Source organism: Geomicrobium sp. JSM 1781026 (assembly GCF_041949955.1).
In the GTDB taxonomy this organism is placed as follows: Bacteria; Bacillota; Bacilli; order Bacillales; family Marinococcaceae; genus Geomicrobium_A.
Genome location: NZ_JBHFQF010000003.1, coordinates 171,391 through 189,844, shown reverse-complemented (window position 1 = coordinate 189,844; position 18,454 = coordinate 171,391). Strand labels below are relative to the sequence as shown.

Here is an 18,454-nt window from a genome sequence, read left to right as displayed (position 1 = left end):
GCCCCTTTTATTTATCGGAATCGGTCGGTCGGTATGCAAGGGTGCGCTTCTTGTCTTTACGAACGGAAAAGCGAAACAACCCTTTCATCGTATCCTCGATTTTGCCCCGATCAATTGGTGTAATAAAATGATGACCAAAGCTTGTGACAGATGCGAAGTAGGTAAGAAGGATGAACAAGCTGCAGAAGAAGCCGAATAGCCCTAAATAAGCCGACATCGCTAATACAAAAAAGCGAATGATTAGCAAGTTGCCGGCAAGGCTTTGGTCTGTCAATGTATAACTTGAGATAATGGAGACGGCTCCGATGACGAGCGTCGCTGGAGACGTGAGCCCGGCTCGAATGGCGGCGTCCCCGACGATGAGCCCACCGAGTACGGCGATGGTTTGTCCAACCGCACTCGGCAGTCGGATGCCAGCCTCCTTGAACAACTCGAAAAACAATAAAATGAGAAACATTTCTAACGCCGAAGACATCGGCAACCCTAAACGTGACTCCGCAATGGTCGCCACAAGTGGAAATGGAATCTGTTCAATTTGAAAAGAGGTAATCGCTAACCAAAAGCCTGGCAACAAAATACTCGTTAAAAGCGCACCCATTCTAATTAACCGTTCCGTATTTACATACATGTAACTTGATTGATTATCTTCGGCTGCGCGCATGAGCAGAGAGAAGTTTGTTGGAGCGAGCAGGACACTCGGATTGCCGTCCACGACAATGGCAAAACGCCCTTCATTGATCGCTTCAACGACAAAATCAGGTCGACCGCTATATTCAACGAGTGGGATGAGCGAGTGCGTCTGATCATACAATTGTTCCTCAATATGATAGCTACTCGTCACAACGCTCGTATCAATGTTCTCCAGTCGATGTTCGACTTGTTTGAGAATCTTAGGATTTAAGACATCGCCTAAATAAACGAGTTTGATTTCTGTTTGACTGCGCGTCCCGACCGTATAAGATTTTACCTTTAAGGAGCTTGTTCTTAGCCGTTTGCGAATAAGAGCAACATTCGTCGTAACGTCTTCAATAAACCCATCCCGTGGTCCGCGAATCGAGACTTCCATATTGGAATCTTCAACATTTCGTTGTGGAGATTTTGCGATTGAAATGGAATAGACACGTTTGTAAGCATGGTCAATAAGAATCAAACTGCCTGTAAAGATTTGTTTTTCAATGTCATCCAGAAGTGATGTTGTCGGCTCCATAACAGTGACGTCAAACATGCTTTTAAGAGTCATCTCGTCAATTCGTGTCTCGTCCTCTACCATTTTTTGCAAGTTTGGAAGAACGGTATCCACCATAAAGTCATGGTTGATCAATCCTTTGCAATAGACGAATGTGCAATTGTAATGCTGTCGACCAGATAAAAAACGCTGTTCAACAATCTGAACATCTTCGACATCTTGGAAATGTTCGAGCAAATTCTCTTTCAAATCTTTCGTAGAAGAGCGGCGGCTCATGCTTTCGTTCCCTCCTTTTTACTTTTAATTAGAATAAAGAATACGAGCAATGAAGCAGATAGGAACAAAAAAATAGACGGAAAGTAATAGTCCGTTAACCAGACTCGAAATTGATGGATCGGAATGGGGAGGAGATTCGCCAAAAATAGAATTGCGTAAATGAGTAAAAGCGAGATGCGGCGATTACGAAGCGGGAGCAGCATACTCGCTACGATCGTAAATAAGACGACACGAACGAGCGCCCCGCTATTCCACTGGAACATGGATAAGAAATCAAGTCGGGTAATGTAGCGACCAAGCGTGAGTAGACGCCATTGTTCATAAGCTGGATTGCTTAAATTCGTCGCTTCAACATAACCAAATTCTGAAATGGCTCCTGTGAGTGGTCCGAGCAATAAGATGAGAAGAATGGCTCCAGAGATGAAGAGACCTTTTGTGGAGATCCGTTTTTTCGTGAATTGCACAATAAATAAAATGTAGAAGATCTCGAGAAACCCCGCTTGTGTGTACACTAACCCTTGCAACATCGGCCCAAAGCCTTCTTGGAGCACGGGGAACATCAAGGAGTATTCTTTATTTGGGATGTTACCGATACCAACGAGAAGCCCAAATGACGACACGATTGGAAAAAGCAAAAGGGCAATGATACCGAGCACAAACCAACCCCTGCTTGCCGCATAAATGAAAACGAGAATGTAGCCAATTAAAATGATGAGGTTCGGTGTTTCGTATGCATAGTTAGACGACGTCCATCCGATGGAGAATTTCAGGGAAATAAATGCCTCAACAATAAATACGAATGCAAAAATGAGCGCCAGCATTTGTACGAGAAAACGGGGGTAGTGGTCGTTTAAAAATGTAAATAAACTGCGTCCATCTAATGTTTTGTTCATTGATGACACAAGAATAACTGTAATGGCAATCAAGGCTGAGCTGGCAATTACACTGAGCCAAGCATCACGACCTGCAACCGATAAAAGGCTAGGGATGATGAGGACGTGGACCATAAATCCTGTCGAAATGATCATAAGTATGTACAAATGGATCGGCTGTAAAAATTTGCTTTCCATAAAAATGAAGCCACCTTTGCATTCTTCGGTGGATTTATCTTTACCATTGATCCCAGATTTATGTACAAAAAGCATGACATTGCCAAAGTGAATGGATAATTAGAAAAAGTCTACAAGATTGCTAAATATTATATATAGATATTGGAGGGTTAGCGTTTTACAATCTTTGTGTAATGGGCTACACAAGGAGGAGAAGGTTAACATGAAAATTTTACATACTGGGGTAATGATTGGTGTTACGATTGCTGGATCACTCGTATGCATAAATGATACAAAAGCAAGTGAACAGCGTGCCGACTATTTTATCGGGACGGAGCATTCAGAGGAATGGGTTGAAGAGACATTCAACATCGAGATTTCTCATGAGTATGAATCTATGAATGTGCTGTATGCAACGCTTAGTGAAGAAGAAGTACAAACGTTAACAACTGAGTCTGCAATCGAGTATGTTGAAGCAGACCAAGAAGTGACGGTGGAACAACAAACGGTACCGTGGAGCATTGAGCACGTTGGGGCACCGACCATTCATCAGACCGGTTTTACAGGTGCAGGGGTGGATGTTGCAGTGTTAGACACAGGTGTAGAGGTGAATCATCCCGACTTAAATGTCATTGATGGTGCGAGCTTTGTGCATGAAGATTCGCATACCGATTATAACGGACACGGCACGCATGTCGCCGGTACAATTGCTGCATTAGATAACGATTATGGGGTTGTTGGTATTGCACCAGACGTTAACCTTTACGGCGTCAAAGTACTCACATCAAATGGTGGAGGAAGCATGCATAGCATCGTGCAAGGCATCGATTGGTCTGTAGAACAAGGCATGGATGTGATTAATTTAAGCCTCGGTTCATCCATGGGATCCCTTGTATTGGAACAAGCGATCACGAGCGCTGAAACTGCAGGTGTGGTTGTGGTAGCGGCTGCTGGAAATGCGGGAGCATCGTATGGAAACGAGAGTACGGTTGGCTATCCGGCCGCTTATGATAGCGTCCTTGCGGTAGGCGCAACTGACCAACAAGATGCACGAGCCCATTTTTCTAGCGTAGGTTATGAACTTGATGTCATGGCGCCTGGTGATGGGATTTATAGCACCGACTTGAATGGCGGTTACCAAACGTTGAGCGGAACGTCGATGGCGTCACCCCAAGTTGCTGGATTTGCTGCGCTTTTGCTCCAACAAAACCCAGAAAGAAGCCCTGAAGAAATACGCGCAATTATTAAAGATACGGCCAATCCTTTAGGAGATTCGTTTGAATTTGGAAACGGTATGATTAATCCGTCATCTTCGTTTCAGCAATAAAGATCATTACGAACGGGAGCCGATGCTCCCGTTTTTATTTTGGTGCCCGTTTTTCATCTATAAGTCTTGGTGAAATGGATGGACAAGCCACTAAATATGCAAAATCTAGTGGTATCCCACTACAAAATGACTATATATGTAATATTGAAAAATTTCTAATTTGTACATATACTCGAGAGGCACGTTCAAATCAATAGGAGGGATTCTAATGGGTTACAGTAAAAGTCGAATAGGTACAGCATCTTTTATGACAGTTGCTCTCGCTGTTGGTGCCGCTGGTGGGGTACAAGCGAACAGTGAAGAAGCAGGGGAATTTCTAATCGGGTTAGAAGAGTTTTCAACGATGGATGCAAATAATCTAGAAGACAATTATGACATTGAGATCCTTCAAGAATTTGAACACATTCATGTGCTTCATGCCGAACTAACCGAAGAAGAATATGAAGCATTGCTAGACGAAGAGAACATTGCCTTTGTGGAAAGGGACCATACAGTCACTCACTATCAACAAGAAGTTCCTTGGGGTATTGACCGGATTTCAGCCCCAGCAGTACATGCGAATGGTCATACTGGTGCAGGGGTTGACGTCGCCGTGTTAGACACGGGGATTCATGAAGCCCATCCTGATTTGGAAGTTGTCGGAGGAGAGAGCTTCGTCAATGAGGACCCACTCGTGGATACGAATGGACACGGTACTCACGTGGCAGGTACGATTGCAGCACTTGATAACGATGAAGGTGTATTAGGTGTTTCTCCGGATGTGAACTTGCATGCTGTGAAAGTACTAGCCGCGAACGGAAGTGGTAGTTTGAGTGGAATTATCGACGGCATCGATTGGTCTGTTGATAACAACATGGATGTCATCAATATGAGTTTAGGTTCACCGCAAGGATCTGAAGCGATGGAATTGGCCGTAGACCATGCCGAACGTTCTGGCGTCGTTGTCGTTGCAGCGGCGGGAAATGAAGGAACAGGCTGGGGCGGAGGAAGCACCGTCGGTTTTCCAGCAGCTTTTGACTCTGTACTCGCAGTCGGTGCAACCGACGCAAATGATCAAAGAGCAAGCTTCTCAAGCGTAGGAAATGAGCTGGACGTCATGGCTCCAGGAGCGAATATATATAGTACGTATCCAACAAACTCGTATGATTCTTTAGATGGAACGTCAATGGCCGCGCCGCACGTTGCCGGTCTTGCAGCGTTATTAGTTGCCCAAAATCCAACAGCGTCCCCTGAGGAAATAAAATCTACCATTGTTGATACAGCCAACTCAATAGGTGATCCGTTTGAGTACGGTGCCGGCATTATTGATCCAGAAGCTGCACTCGGCGAATAGACACGCCGTGCGAGCAGCGCCCATTCGCGACTAGCGAATGGGCGCTGTATTGCGTTCGGTCGGAGCATCCCTGAATAAAAGAGTGAAGTACTTTCGGTGATCGGGTATCGGCATTCGTTTTCCGGGAACTGGGATTGAAGTACCGGAAAAGAGAGGGTATCGGCATTTTACTTCCATAAACTGGGTTTTAAATACCGAATAAGTGAGGGTATCGGCATTAGTCATCCAGAAACTGGGATTGAAGTACCGGAAAAGTGAGGATATCGGCACTACACTTCCATAAACTGGGTTTTAAATACCGAATAAGTGAGGGTATCGGCATTAGTCATCCAGAAACTAGAATTGAAGTACCGAAACCGAGCGTTATCGGCATCGCTCTTTCAAAAAATAGAATTGGAGTAACAAAGCAGTGCCCCTTTCGGCGGCGCGTAAACATATTCTCAGGCTACTTCTCAATAAAACAGACGGCTCAGGGGAACTAGCCTGAGCCGTCTGTTATTGCAAGGGGCTCAACAAGGTTCTTAACTTGCTTGCCGAGCAGCTATTTACTCACGTTAATGTCTGCGCCCTGTTGCGGTGGTGCGTCTCCTTCTTTTAGCGGACGCTTTGCCCAGTATGTTGCCATAATCGGACCCGTGATGTTATGCCAAGCGGTACCAATGACACTTGGAATGACTGAAAGTGGAGACAAGTGCGCGGTCGCTAGTGTCACACCGAGTCCTGTATTTTGCATGCCGATCTCGATGGAAACCGCTCTTCGTTGACTTGGTGTCAATCGGACGAGATAAGCAGCGGTATAACCTAAAGCCAAGCCCGCGCCGTTATGCAACATCACTGCGACAAAAGAAATAAATCCTGCAGTTGCGAGTGTTTCTGCATTCGAGCTTACAGCACCAGTAATGATGGCAAGGATGGCTAGTACACTGACGAGCGGCATTACCGTCACCGTTTTCTCAACAATCACCGGCAAGAAGCGGCGAAGGAGGAGACCGAGTGTTACCGGAATAATAATTACTTGGACAATCATCGTAAACATCGCCCAGAATTCGACAGGCATCCATTGACTCGCTAAAAGATAAAGGATAGCTGGCGTTGCGATGGGCGCAACGAGGGTGGACAGCGATGTCATGGAGATTGATAAAGGTAAATCCCCTTTTGCAAGGTAGACCATTACATTTGAGGATGTTCCCCCTGGTACTGAGCCGAGCAGTACGAGACCGATGGCTAGCTCTGGAGGTAAGTTCAGTAGGTAGGCAATCGCAAGTGCCGTTAACGGCATAATTGTATATTGGAAAACGAGTCCGAGCGCGACAGGTATCGGCTGTTTGGCTACTCGCTTAAAGTCCACTGGCTTCATCGTCATCCCCATGCCAAACATGACGATTCCTAATAAAATTGGAACATAACTATTGATCGGCATGAAAGGTTCGGGAATAAGAAATGCAATGATTGCTGCAGCAATAACGAAAAGTGCAAAAAATCTTCCTGCGAATGAACTGACCCCACTAAGTACCCTCATCATCTATTTACTCCTTTACTTGAATCAGCTTCATCGGGTTCAACCGGCTATCTGGATCAAGTGCTTGTTTGATCTTTTCCATAACGAAGAACGCTTCTCCGTGCTCTTTCTTTTGATATTTCTGTTTGCCGATCCCTACGCCATGCTCCCCTGTGCACGTCCCGCCGGCTTCTAATGCAAACTCCACGATTTCTTCGTTTAATGCTTGTGCTTTTCTAATATCTTCAGGATCTTCGGGATTAATCATGAGAAGGATATGATAATTGCCATCGCCAACATGACCGGCAATGCCGCCTTCGAACCCGGAGTCGTCCACAAGCTGCCGTGCGTGTTTAATCGCACTCGCGAGGCTTGAGATTGGGACGCATACATCTGTGACCATCATTTTCTTGCCCGGTGTGCTATGTGTGAACGCATAAGCAAGCGTATGTCGTGCTTCCCAGAGCTTGTTGCGGGCGGCGGTGTCTAGCTCGAATTCAATTTCTTCACACCCGAAATCCCGTACAATCTCTTTCGTGAATGTGAGGTCCTGTTCGAGTCCCGCTTCATTTCCATGAAGTTCAAGAAAAAGAGTCGGTGTGAGCGCATAGTTTGTATCACTGAACTGATTTACTTTTTCAATAGAAGGCTCATCAACGAGTTCACATCTAGCAATTGGGATGCCAGCGTGAAGAATGGAGACGACGGCGTTAACAGCGTCATCAATCGTTGAGAATTCCGCTCTTCCCGCGACGATTTGTTCAGGAATGCCATTCACTTCGAGTGTAATTTCAGAAAAGCAGCCGAGAGTTCCTTCAGAACCGACAAATAGGCCATTCAAATGGTACCCAGAGGAGGATTTCGCTGCTCGATTTCCAGTATGAATGATGGAGCCATCGGCGAGAACGACCTCTAGATCACGAACTTTGTCACGCATAATGCCGTACCGGACCGAACTTGTGCCGCTCGCGTTCGTTGCAGCCATACCGCCAATCGTTGCATCAGCCCCAGGGTCTACCGAAAAAAATAAACCGTACTTTTTCAGTTCCTTATTCAGTTGTGTTCGTGTGACACCAGGTTGTACGGTGACGAGCATATCGTCTTCTCTCACATCTAAGATGGCATTCATTTCTGAAAAATCAATGCAAATGCCGTCGCTAGTTGGAATGACCAAACCTTCTAGACTTGAACCTAAACCAAATGGGTAGACAGGTCGATCATGTTTTTTGGCGACTTGCATAATCTTTGAAATCTCGTCAGCATTGCGGGGAAACACGACAATTTCTGGGTTGACCGGTGTATGATAGGATTCATCTTTGCTATGTAACTCAAGCACTGTTTCATTTGTCGTTACTTGTGACGAATCTAAGAACGCTTGAAAATCTCCGACTAGAGTGGACATTTGTCCTTCCCTCCTGTACAAGTATAGGTTTATAAAGCATTATACACGAAATATATTCATGACGGTATGAATTTTTGAAAGATTTTATAACATTGTCTTTTTGATAGGTAATCCAATAACGGCCATCCCTCTTTTCCGTTCTTTTGATAAGATGTTATGGAGGGGGGAGTACCGTGGGAACATCTATGAAAAGATTCGGACTAAACCTGATCGGGTGCTTCGTTCTTGCCGTAGGCATCCAGCTTACGAACCTAGCAGACCTGGCAACATCTGGAGCTGCAGGCTTGTCATTGACGCTAATCGAGCTCATTGATCTACCTTTTCCAGTCATGTTTTTCATAATTAATTTACCGTTTTTCATCTTAGCTCTTTGGAAATTAGGAGTCTCTTACACGCTTCATTCGCTGCTCTCTGTCACGCTCGTTACGGGGATCAGTGCAGGGTTGCAAACCATCCCTATTCAAGACATATCAGTGTATAGCGGATCCTTACTCGGAGGATTTCTCGTCGGTGCTGGGGCAGTTGTCATTTTCCTAAGCCAATCATCGATGGGTGGGGCGACGTTACTTGCCGTATACTTACAGCAAAAGAATGCCATTGATCCAGGCAAAGTCATTTTTGGCTTTGATCTGATGGTCGCGAGCATATCATTTCTCCTCTTAGGCGTTCAAAACGGATTTTTAACGATCGTGAACATATTTGTATGCTCTCTCGTGATTAGTCTATCGAAAAAAGCCATTCACACGAGTACTCGACAAGCGGTTAGAGCGTAGCTTGGGGGTCATAAAAACCCCCGCCGATGTTCGGCGGGGCTAACGAATTTTTTAGTGAAAGCAAATCTGTCCGAACTTAATCTACATAAGGTGAACGAAATATATCTTTCAAGAATCCTTGGTCGAGTTGGGATGTCAAGTAGGAGAAAATCGCAGGAAAAGCGGTGTACCCTCATAAACTAGGTAGCAAAGTGAGTGAAACCGGAAACAGATTACCGCGTCAAATGTACATTTTTTCCCTGAAGCACCCGCATCCTGTCGGCGCGAGCCGCGCCGAACCGAGTGCGGTTTCGTTTCGGCCCCCACGGGGCCGACGTGTCGTTGGCACTTCAGCCTGGAATCTGCGCGCCAGTTGGGACAAACTGCGCGCAAGTTTGGAGAAATGGGCGCTGAAATCAGAGAAAAGCGCAAACTTGCGCGCAGAACGGCCGTTCGTCTTGCCTGTATGTGCCGCTTTCTCCTGCGGCAATGGGTTCAGAGAACCATCCCTTGCATTTCCAAGCCAAAAACCTAGCAAGACGTCGGCGCGAGCCGCGCCGAACCGAGTTCGATTTGGCTTCATCCGCTCTCAGGCCGACAGGTTGCTCGTTTTTGGGCATTGAATCTGTGCCCGAGTTGGAACAACCTGCGTAAAATAGCACCGAGCTCCCCTTCCAACCCAACACCCAACAGTGCAAATCAAGAAAATCTTAAGTTCATCCGATATAGATCACGAAACCCGATGATATTCCAATCGCTGCACAATCATTCACTACACGCTCATCCCTAAAACATGAAGCTGTTTTGGGGATGAGGGTTTTAGAAGGTTATGCGACTTTTCAATGGTCTTGCGGTCGGTGTGCCTCGTTTTAAAGGATCGGAGATAATAGCCGTGATACGGATTCTTTCGTTTTGATCCATAAGGAGCGCTCTGCATAGCGTTCTTCGGTGAGCAGGCTGCTGTCTTTCATATCAAGTAGGAAAAGTTCGTGCAGTTCTTTGGCGACTTTTGTATCATAAACAACCGCGTTCACTTCAAAGTTTAATTTAAAGCTCCTTGGGTCGATGTTCGTCGTACCGACAGAGGAAACTTCTTCATCCACAACAATCGTTTTCGCATGCATAAATCCTTTTTCATATATCCAGATGTTGGCGCCGTATTTTAACAGCTCTCCTGCATGAGCGAGTGTTGCCCAATAGACGAACGGGTGATCAGGTTTGTTCGGGATCATAATGTGGACGTCGATATTGCTAAGAAGGGCAATCTTTAGGGCGTCCATGAAACTTGCATCGGGTATGAAATAAGGTGTTTGGATCTTAATGGTGTTTCGAGCGCTCATAATAAGTTTGATGTACATATTTTTAATGTGCTCGGTTTCAGAGTTTGGTCCGCTATCAACAATTTGCACGGCGCTCGTTCCGGTATGTTCATAATCCCCAAACACAATGTCGGTAATGTCAATCTCATCTTGTTTGGTTGCTTGTTTCCAATCCAAAATAAAACGACCTTGAATATGATCAACTGCAGAACCGGTGATCTTAAAATGAGTATCTCGCCAGTAACCGAATTTCTTTTTTTTGCCCAAATATTCATTGCCGATATTGAATCCACCGATGTAGCCGATTTTACCGTCAATAATGCAAAGTTTACGGTGGTTTCGGTTGTTAATCCGTGGATTAATAATCTTTAAAAATGAAGGGAAGAAAGCTTCGGCCTCGCCGCCATGTTCGAGCAGTTCTTTAAAGAAAGATTTACTCATCGTCCGGGAACCGATGGCATCATAAAGTAGCCGCACTTTGACGCCTTCTTTTGCCTTTTCAACGAGCACGTCGCGGAGTTTACGACCAAGATCATCACGTTGAATAATGTAGTATTGGAGGTTGATTTCTCTTTTTGCTTCTCGAATGTCATCAAACAAGGTGCGGAACTTATCGGTCCCTTCGTGAAACAATTCGACGTTGTTATCCGACGTAATAATTGACGTAGAAGATTGCAAATTAATGAGCATAAGCTGTTCGTACTTATGGTGAATGTCTCGGTCTAACAAAAACTCCTGATGGTCTTTTAGTTGCTCAACTTGCTCGTCTACGGCATTTCTCAAGTAGTTGCGCTCTTCCGCTGATAAATTATAAAAATTTCGATGTTTTAAATGCCGACCAAATAGTAAATAGAGGATAAACCCACCGATAGGAATAAAAAATAAAATCATAAGCCATGCCCATGTTGCGCCAACGTCACGACGCTCCACAAACACGACGAAAAACGCCAATAAAATATTAATAATAAGTACAATCGAAATCAGTTGCGAAAAAAATTCATTAAACACTTGGCAAAATCCCTTTCCAAGCCGGAGCCTCCTTTCATTGTAATGAATTCTTGCTCGATTTGCCAACGGGAGGAAGCGGATGTTGTCGAAAAACAATAAATAATCTCTTATTTATCGTCTGTTATAGAGAAAATGTAAGAGATATATTATATTGAAGAGGAGATATATGATTTATAAGCAAAAAATCCAGGGTTTCTGCCCTGGATTCGTTTATGAATAGCGTGATGAATCGGGCGTGTTTGAATGATGAGCCATTCATTATCACTGGGAGGTGCCGAGCGAGTGGCTTTTGATAGGAAAATTATAAGGAAATTAGGAAAATGGTGTCAAAGTGTGCAGAACGAAGATGTCGAACGAGCAGACGGTGAACAACGTGATGTGGAACATATGCTCCGACATTGCAAGTTGACTGACGAAGCGAAACAATACTACGAAATCATTCGCTTTAAACATGACATGATAAAAAACGATCTACTCCAGAACACGCTTTTGAAAGAAAAACCACAAAGAGACGCAATGGAAGAGACGAGTGAAGCGCTTGATTTTTTGTATCATTATATGGAAGGCAACTTGAATTATGAGGAGAGAAACTATCATGCTTCCCTCCTGCATTATCAAACGGCAAAGTTATATATGAAGAACATTCGTGGAAAGAAGAGAGCGGCTCTCTTTCTACAATTGGGAGAAAATTTGTTGAAGCTTGGACAAGTTAACCTGGCCAAAACTCAGTTTAATGAAGCTTTACATATTTCATTTGGCGCTTATGATCAACAAAATGAGTATAAACGCAGCCAAAACATGCTTGCTAGTATACAAGAGCCGAAAAGTAGCCCGCCTGTTTATGAATCGTTGCTTAGTCGTTCTTTGAAAAGAGCAAGATCGACACAGACGAACAAGCAACCTTTCGCATTTCGAAACGGTTACCAGTACTCACCTCTAAAATAACGCAGAGATCCGTTCAAAAGAGCGGGTCTTTTCTTTAAATGAATGGACGTTGGTTAAAAGTAGCCAATGGTCGCTCTCGTATTCCTCGGTCAGTCGTTCTAGCTGTTCTTTCACTTCTTTTGGACCACCAATAATCATCCGATGACGATTTTCGGCGATGCGCTGTTTTGATTTTGAGGATAACGGTGTATTTTTTGTTTCTTCGACAGAAGGGATGCGACTGTCTAAACCACGCTCGACATTTAACAACCACAAGTCTTGGCTTAAAGCGAGCTCTTCAGCATGGTCTCTGTCCTTTCCACATATAACAAAAATGGCAGTGAGGGCGGGCGTGTTGGAACTGTTGTTTGCTCGGTAAATACTGTGGGATGCTCGTCCTCTGCCAGGTTGAATAAAGTGCCCGTACACATAGCCGACACCTAGTTCAGCTGCGAGCTTTGCGCTGTTCTCCCCAAGTCCCAATGAATATAAGGCAGGTGCTTCACGAGTTCGTGGTGTAGCCCGAATTCGTTCCTCTCCTCTCAAGAAATTCCGTAACAATCGAAGCTTGTCGGGATACTCGTCCAACTGATTGTCTTTGCCATCGGCGAGCAGTTGACGAATGGATTCCCCGCCTCCAGGTGAGCGACCAACCCCACCTTCGACTCGGCCTGGAAACAGTGCCTCTAGTTGCAGAAGTTGTGCCGCGACTTTGTATGGACTGTATTGGGGGAGAAGAATGCCGCCACTTCCGACGTGTATTCGCTCGGTACGCGCAGCTGTGGCACTCATCATAATTTCCGGTGAACTTGAGGTCATGCCTCGGGTGGCGTGGTGCTCCGCAAACCAATAGCGCTCATACCCTAACTGTTCCGCATGGGCGACGAGTTCTAATGTTTTCGCAACCGTCTCTTCGGCGCTCATCCCTTTAGGAGCGGGAATTTGATCTAGAATTCCTAAGTGCATCGTTATGACCCCCTCTTTCACAACTATTTTGTTCCCGAAAGAGAGGGTTTATGAAACGTCGCTCAGAAAAACGATTAGCGAAGCTTTGCGCGTATTGACTCGGCAAGTTCAGGTGACGCTTCTTCAAAAAGGTCAATCACACTACGGGCAGTGTTCGAGTGAATGGTTTTCAAATCAGCGGCTAAATTTTCAACCAAGTGTTGTTTGCCTGTTGGTGATAGATAATCGTAATACGTCCCCGCTTGAGAGAAGTTATCCGGATCTGCGATCTTTGAACGTTGAAGCTCCCCTTCAACATAACGGCCGTTTCCACTCGTCACGAGTTCATCTGGTGTCCAGTTTGCTTGATCATTCACACGTACACTTCGGAAGTCAGGGCCGATACGTCTGCGCTGTGAATCTGAATAAATATTCGCGCGTCCTTGCAACATTTTATCATCAGACAGTTCAGCCCCATCGATAAGGTTTGAAGGAGAAAATGCAATTTTTTCTACTTCTTCTTTAAAAGAATCCGGATTCGTGTCCAGCACCATTTTTCCAACGGGGATAAGCGGGAATACATTTTCATCCCACACTTTCGTATCATCAAGTGGGTCGAACGATAATTGATGAACGTCGTCTGGATCAATTAGTTGTACGTAAAGCCCGTACTCTACCGGCTCACCTGAAGCGATCGTATCGTACAAGTCTTTTCCTGCATAATCGGGGTTTTGTGCACTGAGTTCAGCCGCTTCTTTCGCATCAATGTATTGCTCTCCAGCAAACGGAATCCACTGGTACTTTACATACTTCCGTTTTCCCGCCCGATTTTTCCATACGTACGTATTCACACTATGACCAGGAATATGACGCAAACTCTTCACTGTCCCACGATCGGAGTAGAGTTGTACGACAAAATGAAGCGACTCCGGAGCTCTTGCAACAAATTCCCAAAAACGATTGGGGTCCATCAAATTATTCGTAGGTGAAGGCAAAAACGCGCGGATGGCTTCTGGAAAGCGAATCGGGTCGCGAACCGAGAAGATGGGGAGGTGGTTGCATATGAGATCAAAGATGCCTTCATCCGTATAGAATTTCGTCGAAAACCCGCGTACATTTCGCGACGTGTCCGGTGTTCCTTGATTGCTGACTGCAAGAGAAAAGCGCACGCTGACGGGCACTTGTTGGCCAGGCTCTTGCAGAAAGCATAACGTTGTATCATCAGATTGAGCGTAAAACGTTTCAAAGTATCCAAAAGCGCCAAACCCTTTCACATGCACGGGACGATCAATGATCTTTTCGTGAACAAACGTTTCCATCGTTTCGTGAAGAATGCTATCTTGTTCGAGTACCGGTCCGTCGTTGCCGATCGTTTGCGAATGAAACTCCGCAGGCAAGTCGCTAGGATAAGAAACAGGAGCCTCTCGCTTTTGCTTGAGCCCACGCACGTGAATGCCGTCTGATCTAGAATATTTCACACCATCACTCCTATAACAATTGATGGTTATTCTTATGATGCAGGAGGCTTGATTTATGAACCTTCCCCTTTTTGCTATACTAAAAAGAAAAAGCGAGCTGATCAGATGGACCGGGCATTCATCATTGGAGACATCCATGGAAATTATGACGAGCTTTTGCAACTGTTAACACATTGGGACCCCGCAACCGAGACACTGATCTTTCTTGGCGACTACATCGACCGTGGTCCCGACTCCTTACAAGTCGTCCGGCACGTCATGCAACTTGTCGAAGAAGGAGCCATCGCCTTAAAAGGAAATCACGAAGAAATGATGATGGAATGGACGAGGGGTGAACATGAAGCAAGATACTTAAGAAATGGAGGAGAAGAGACGCTGCAATCTTTTATGACAGCTAGTAGTGGAGCAAATGACTTGAGTTTTGCGGAATTTCGCTCAGTGCTCTTAACCGAATTCTCTGAGGAAGTTACGTTTCTTAGTGAACGCCCCCTCTATTATGAATGGAACCAATTTTTGTTCGTACACGCTGGCGTCGACTTGTCGAAAGAGAACTGGCGAGACGGGACAGACGAAGATTTCTTGTGGATTCGTGAACCCTTTCATACAGGTTCGAATCAAACAGGAAAGAAGATTGTCTTTGGCCATACCCCGGTAAAGATTTTAAACCGGGACAAAAGCTTCAATCCGTGGTTTTCCGAATGCGGAACCAAAATCGGCATCGACGGCGGTCTCGTATTCGGCGGGCAACTAAACGGCCTCAAAGTAGCTGCAGACGGGCGCACAGACTGGGTGAAAGTCGAATCGATATCGTGAAGGGGTGGGGGAGTTTCCCTCACCACTGATAGCCGAAAATTGAAGGATGTGAGCGATATATAGCGAATGTAGCAGAGGAAGTTGTATTAGAATTATATGCTGAAAATTTTAAATAAAAAGTAAATATTGCGCGAATGACCCTGACAACGTATCACAACAAGCTAGAGTGCTAAATGGGAAAGGAGATGGCTCGATCGATGAGGTGCAAAGTATTTCTGCAAAAAATGGCAACTTCGGTGAACAGTAATGAATGAGAAGACAGACGGCTACTTAAATTTATTAAAAAGGCGAAATTTCCTTCTGTTTGCGATTGCCCAAGTTACGACGAATCTTGGGGACGGCATTCATATGACTGCCGTAACATTTCTGGCGATTTACTTAGGGGCTTCGCCTTTTGAAGTCGGTGTAGTCGCTTTTTGTAGTACGTTTCCTAGAATTTTGTTTGGCCCTATCGGTGGCGTTTATGCAGATAAATGGGATAAGAAGAAAACGATGGTTATTACAGACTTTGTTCGTTTTTTTCTTGTGTTGCTTATACCAGTTCTCTACATTGCTGATGCGCTATCAATCGCAATGATCGCGTTAATTTCCTTTGTTTTAACGAGTTGTTCTCCTTTTTTTGTTCCGGCAAGTAAGGCGTACATACCGAAAATGGTTGGAAAAAAGAATATTAATCTAGCGAATGGTCTTTTGCAAACGACTTTATGGCCATCCTTTTTTATCGGTGCTGGATTAGTTGGACCCATCAATGCACTGATCAACTTGCCTTTCGTTCTCGTCATCAATGCGTTATCTTTTGCAATCGCAGGATTTTTAATTATGTTCATTAAATCGAACAAAAATGAAGATCATTCGTCCGGTGTAAAGAAAGATGTGAAATTATTCTCTAGCTTAAAAGAAGGCTACATCGCTTTACGAACAGAGAAGGCACTTCATTTTACTGTGATGACATTTGGCGTGTATACCTTTTTTTGGAGGGGGCTTTTGCAAGTTGCACTTCCACTATATGTAACCGTCACTTTAGGTGGAGGGCCAGGGATGTTTGGTGTTTTTATGGCTGTTAATGGTGTTGGTGAAATGGTCGGCAGTCTAATCATGGGGAAATTAAAGGTGAAGCGGCCGATGTCGGTCGCATTTATAGGGGAAATATTATTCGGCGTTGCGATGGTTAGTGTGGCTTTAGCTGGAGATCCCTTTTTTATTGCTGTTGTCCTCTTCATCGGCGGAGTCACATCGCCAGTCACCGATATCCCCATATTGTCTTCTATCCAGAAAAACATCAAAGAAGATCACATATCTAAAGTATTTAGTTACTGGAATACGATGGGCGCTGTAGGCTCATCTTTAGGAACACTTCTCATCGGTATTTGGTTAGAATTGATCTCGCCAAGCACGATGTTCTATATAGGGGGAGCGATTCTCATTCTAGTCGGAGCGTTAGGGGTGTACTTGATGAAAAAGAAATATGAGCGGTAAAGGGTTTTCAATGATTCATTAAAGCGATCTAGATCGCGTATCTCCTAAAAACCCCCAAAACCCAGGCGACCATCGCCACCTACGGTGCCGAAACGAATGAAAAACGATCTATATAAGTTGAACTTAAGAATTTCATCAAGAATCAATGGCAAGCTTGGTAAAGTGGAAATTGTGCTGGAGTTGCGACTGAACGGTTCTCAAGTTTGGCGAAATCGCAGAAAAAGCGGTCTAATCTTATGAACTAGCGAACAAATTACTGGATCACCTATGATCCTCGCCCCAAAGAACCAACAAGCTGTCGGCGCGAGTCGCGCCGAACCGAGTTCGATTTGGCTTCGGCCCCGCTGGGGCCAACAGGTTGCTCGCTTATGGGCATTGAATCTGCGCGCAAGTTGGAACAAACTGCGCAAAGAGGAAAATGTTAAGTTCATTCGATCTAGATCGTTAAGGCTGCGACCTAGATCCCTGGACTCCTAGAAACTCCCAATCCCTAACCATCCGTACATCTAACATCCACGGGCGACATCAAGCTTCTATACAATCTCCATCCGAGCCTCACGGCGTGTGCGGTACACGAATAGAATTGCTGCGAGTAGTAAAGCGCCTCCGCTCACGAAAAATGGAAGTGTCGCGGGATCGGTTACGATGAACAGGAAGCTTGTGATGTCTTGTAAGGCGAAGATAATAAACAGCAACGTACTTGGCACAAGCAGGCCGAGCAATGACAAGTAGCTGCCCGCAAGCCGGGAGACGATACTTGTAACGATGACCATAAGCACGACGATGCTATAGACGATGGCAACGGAGACGAGCATGTACGCTTGAAAGGAAAGGTCATACCAGAAAAATGTTGGCGACATGAAAGAGTTGATGCTCGCTTCCCAGAACAAGGTCGTGTCGTTTAGCACCACATACCCGGCAAATAAACTTCCGAGAATGAGTGTCGTGAGCAGTAGGCCGACAAATAGAGCCGCCCACAGTTTCAAGCTGAATATGCGTCTTCCTTTTTTTGTGACGTACTGAAGCGGCCGCACATGATGGTCTCGGTAAAAAGCTGGGCTAATGAACACGACAATCGCAACCAACGCGAGTATGCTCCCGTTAAAGAGCAGCGAATGAAAATTATCCATCACTTGTGCGGGTAATATTGCCCGGTGTTCACCTCGTGCATCACCTTCAGCAATTCGCTCATTAGCCGCTGCTGTGTAGGAAGGATGTCCGCTGTCAGAATGGTATTGATCCAGAATGCTCCGTTCCATCTGGATGTACCAAAACAGCCCGTCCGCACTGTCCATGAGCGTGTTCCGGAGCTCTGACATCTCTCGTTCGTCGATGTCATTCGCAAACACCCGGTCGTATGTGCTGACGTTCAGGTCGTTTGCCTCGGGATGATTTGAGATGACCGCGTCTGCCGCTGCGAGTTGCTGTTCGTGATGTACGGCAAATTCAGCCATGTTCTCATCGGTCACCTCGAGCCCGTATTCGTGAACGAGATTCTCAGCCGTTTCGTAAGAATACGCATTACTTCCGTTAGGGAAGTGCTGAAAATGAAACTCAATACTCATGATATAAAGAATGGCAGCGATTGGGAGAAAGAGAAGCCACATCCGCCATTGCAGCAGGCGGCGAACTTCTTTTATGAATAAACGCATCGTGTTCTTCCTTTCT

At 45.2% G+C, this 18,454-nt stretch carries 14 protein-coding genes; 6 read left to right on the top strand and 8 right to left on the bottom strand.

What is annotated here, in order from left to right; all coding sequences use genetic code 11:
- Positions 1-7 precede the first annotated feature (7 nt).
- Positions 8-1,462: a spore germination protein gene (locus ACE1TF_RS06215; RefSeq protein ID WP_375015226.1), complete on the bottom strand. Its 1,455-nt coding sequence runs from the start codon at positions 1,460-1,462 to the stop codon at positions 8-10.
- On the bottom strand, positions 1,459-2,532 hold the full coding sequence (locus ACE1TF_RS06210) for an endospore germination permease (protein ID WP_375015224.1): 1,074 nt from the start codon (positions 2,530-2,532) through the stop codon (positions 1,459-1,461). The genes ACE1TF_RS06215 and ACE1TF_RS06210 overlap by 4 nt, the downstream gene beginning before the upstream one ends.
- Before the next feature lie 202 nt (positions 2,533-2,734).
- Here ACE1TF_RS06210 and ACE1TF_RS06205 point away from each other — a divergent pair, with 202 nt between their 5' ends.
- On the top strand, positions 2,735-3,838 hold the full coding sequence (locus ACE1TF_RS06205) for a S8 family peptidase (RefSeq protein WP_375015222.1): 1,104 nt from the start codon (positions 2,735-2,737) through the stop codon (positions 3,836-3,838).
- A 208-nt stretch (positions 3,839-4,046) separates the two neighbouring features.
- Positions 4,047-5,171, top strand: a complete 1,125-nt coding sequence (locus tag ACE1TF_RS06200; RefSeq protein WP_375015220.1) for a S8 family peptidase — start codon at positions 4,047-4,049, stop codon at positions 5,169-5,171.
- Between the two features lie 541 nt (positions 5,172-5,712).
- Here the strand turns inward: ACE1TF_RS06200 and ACE1TF_RS06195 are convergent.
- Entirely contained in the window at positions 5,713-6,690 is a 978-nt protein-coding gene (locus ACE1TF_RS06195; RefSeq protein WP_375015669.1) for a bile acid:sodium symporter family protein, read from the bottom strand.
- Between the two features lie 7 nt (positions 6,691-6,697).
- Positions 6,698-8,071 carry an FAD-binding oxidoreductase gene (locus ACE1TF_RS06190; RefSeq protein ID WP_375015218.1) on the bottom strand — a complete coding sequence of 458 codons (1,374 nt, stop codon included), beginning with the start codon at positions 8,069-8,071 and terminating at the stop codon, positions 6,698-6,700.
- Positions 8,072-8,244: 173 nt separating this feature from the next.
- Between ACE1TF_RS06190 and ACE1TF_RS06185 the strand changes: the two genes are divergently transcribed.
- Positions 8,245-8,844, top strand: coding sequence for a YitT family protein (locus tag ACE1TF_RS06185; protein WP_375015216.1), 600 nt, complete (start codon positions 8,245-8,247; stop codon positions 8,842-8,844).
- A gap of 848 nt (positions 8,845-9,692) precedes the next feature.
- On the opposite strand, the gene cls is transcribed toward ACE1TF_RS06185, so the two are convergent.
- Complete coding sequence (gene cls / locus ACE1TF_RS06180) at positions 9,693-11,150, bottom strand: cardiolipin synthase (protein ID WP_375015214.1); 1,458 nt, start codon at positions 11,148-11,150, stop codon at positions 9,693-9,695.
- Between the two features lie 243 nt (positions 11,151-11,393).
- Here cls and ACE1TF_RS06175 point away from each other — a divergent pair, with 243 nt between their 5' ends.
- Entirely contained in the window at positions 11,394-12,095 is a 702-nt protein-coding gene (locus tag ACE1TF_RS06175) for a response regulator aspartate phosphatase (RefSeq protein ID WP_375015212.1), read from the top strand.
- Here ACE1TF_RS06175 and ACE1TF_RS06170 read toward each other — a convergent pair.
- Both ACE1TF_RS06170 and ACE1TF_RS06165 read right to left on the bottom strand, forming a co-directional pair.
- Positions 12,087-13,040 carry an MsnO8 family LLM class oxidoreductase gene (locus ACE1TF_RS06170; RefSeq protein ID WP_375015209.1) on the bottom strand — a complete coding sequence of 318 codons (954 nt, stop codon included), beginning with the start codon at positions 13,038-13,040 and terminating at the stop codon, positions 12,087-12,089. The genes ACE1TF_RS06175 and ACE1TF_RS06170 overlap by 9 nt on opposite strands.
- Positions 13,041-13,114: 74 nt before the next feature.
- A complete protein-coding gene (locus ACE1TF_RS06165; protein WP_375015667.1) occupies positions 13,115-14,467 on the bottom strand; it encodes a catalase in 1,353 nt (450 codons plus the stop codon).
- A gap of 78 nt (positions 14,468-14,545) precedes the next feature.
- Here ACE1TF_RS06165 and ACE1TF_RS06160 point away from each other — a divergent pair, with 78 nt between their 5' ends.
- Together ACE1TF_RS06160 and ACE1TF_RS06155 are read left to right on the top strand one after the other, a co-directional pair.
- Positions 14,546-15,310, top strand: coding sequence for a metallophosphoesterase family protein (locus tag ACE1TF_RS06160; protein ID WP_375015207.1), 765 nt, complete (start codon positions 14,546-14,548; stop codon positions 15,308-15,310).
- A 246-nt stretch (positions 15,311-15,556) separates the two neighbouring features.
- Positions 15,557-16,786, top strand: coding sequence for an MFS transporter (locus ACE1TF_RS06155; RefSeq protein ID WP_375015205.1), 1,230 nt, complete (start codon positions 15,557-15,559; stop codon positions 16,784-16,786).
- Positions 16,787-17,319: 533 nt separating this feature from the next.
- On the opposite strand, the gene ACE1TF_RS06150 is transcribed toward ACE1TF_RS06155, so the two are convergent.
- Positions 17,320-18,438 (bottom strand): hypothetical protein, encoded by a 1,119-nt coding sequence (locus ACE1TF_RS06150; RefSeq protein ID WP_375015203.1) that lies wholly within the window; start codon positions 18,436-18,438, stop codon positions 17,320-17,322.
- Positions 18,439-18,454: the final 16 nt, after the last annotated feature.

What these genes read in the sequence shown, in the direction of transcription:
- ACE1TF_RS06205 (WP_375015222.1), top strand. Translation starts at nt 2,735, where the DNA reads ATGAAAATTTTACATACTGGGGTAATGATTGGTGTTACGATTGCTGGA.
- ACE1TF_RS06170 (WP_375015209.1), bottom strand. Translation starts at nt 13,040, where the DNA reads ATGCACTTAGGAATTCTAGATCAAATTCCCGCTCCTAAAGGGATGAGC.
- ACE1TF_RS06190 (WP_375015218.1), bottom strand. Translation starts at nt 8,071, where the DNA reads ATGTCCACTCTAGTCGGAGATTTTCAAGCGTTCTTAGATTCGTCACAA.
- ACE1TF_RS06175 (WP_375015212.1), top strand. Translation starts at nt 11,394, where the DNA reads ATGATGAGCCATTCATTATCACTGGGAGGTGCCGAGCGAGTGGCTTTT.
- ACE1TF_RS06200 (WP_375015220.1), top strand. Translation starts at nt 4,047, where the DNA reads ATGGGTTACAGTAAAAGTCGAATAGGTACAGCATCTTTTATGACAGTT.
- ACE1TF_RS06155 (WP_375015205.1), top strand. Translation starts at nt 15,557, where the DNA reads ATGAATGAGAAGACAGACGGCTACTTAAATTTATTAAAAAGGCGAAAT.
- ACE1TF_RS06195 (WP_375015669.1), bottom strand. Translation starts at nt 6,690, where the DNA reads ATGAGGGTACTTAGTGGGGTCAGTTCATTCGCAGGAAGATTTTTTGCA.
- ACE1TF_RS06210 (WP_375015224.1), bottom strand. Translation starts at nt 2,532, where the DNA reads ATGGAAAGCAAATTTTTACAGCCGATCCATTTGTACATACTTATGATC.
- ACE1TF_RS06150 (WP_375015203.1), bottom strand. Translation starts at nt 18,438, where the DNA reads ATGCGTTTATTCATAAAAGAAGTTCGCCGCCTGCTGCAATGGCGGATG.
- ACE1TF_RS06215 (WP_375015226.1), bottom strand. Translation starts at nt 1,462, where the DNA reads ATGAGCCGCCGCTCTTCTACGAAAGATTTGAAAGAGAATTTGCTCGAA.